The sequence below is a fragment of the Streptomyces botrytidirepellens genome, from assembly GCF_003721215.1.
In the GTDB taxonomy this organism is placed as follows: domain Bacteria; phylum Actinomycetota; class Actinomycetes; order Streptomycetales; family Streptomycetaceae; genus Streptomyces; species Streptomyces himastatinicus.
Genome location: NZ_RIBZ01000397.1, coordinates 1 through 778, shown reverse-complemented (window position 1 = coordinate 778; position 778 = coordinate 1). Strand labels below are relative to the sequence as shown.

Genomic DNA, 778 nt, shown 5'->3' with positions numbered 1-778 from the left:
GCGGTGGCGGGTTCGGATGCGGTGTTGTTGACGTCGCGGTTGTCGGTGCGGTCGCATCCGTGGCTGGCTGATCATGTGGTGGCGGGTTCGGTGTTGGTGCCGGGTACGGTCTTCGTTGAGCTTGCGGTGCAGGCGGGTGACCGGGTCGGGTGTGACCGGGTGGAGGAGTTGACCTTGCAGGCGCCGTTGGTCCTTCCGGAGGACGGCGCTGTTCAGGTGCAGCTCAGTGTTGATGCGCCGGAGCCCGGTGAGGAGCGGCGTGCGCTGCGGGTGTACGCGCGTCCGGAGGGTGCCTCGGCCGATCGGCCGTGGACGTTGCATGCCACTGGCAGTGTCACGGCCGAGCCTGTCGTCGCCGACTGGGATCTGAGTGTGTGGCCGCCTGCCGGTGCGGAGCCGGTTGCGCTGGAGGGGCTGTATGAGCGGCTGGCCGGTGCGGGGTTGGTCTACGGGTCGGCGTTCCGGGGCTTGCGGGACGTGTGGGTGAGTGGCGGTGAGGTGTTCGTGGAGGCGGCCTTGCCGGAGGAGGTGGCTGCGGAGGCGTCGGCGTATGGTGTGCATCCGGCGCTGCTGGACACGGTGCTGCACGCGCTCGGGCTCCAGACTCCGGAGGTTGAGGGCGCGATGCTGCCGTTCCTCTGGTCCGGCGTGTCGCTGTCCGCCGTCGGTGTCTCGGCCGTACGGGTGCGACTGTCGCCGCGAGGATCCGGCGAGTACAGGCTGCGCGTGGCCGACGCCGCTGGTCAGCCGGTGGCCGACATCGACTCGCTGGTACTGC

At 69.9% G+C, this 778-nt stretch carries 1 protein-coding gene; it reads left to right on the top strand.

All coding sequences use genetic code 11. The annotated features are described in order from the left end of the window. Window positions 1-778 (top strand): polyketide synthase dehydratase domain-containing protein (locus EEJ42_RS31165; protein WP_184503355.1); only part of this gene is annotated, 778 nt, incomplete at both ends.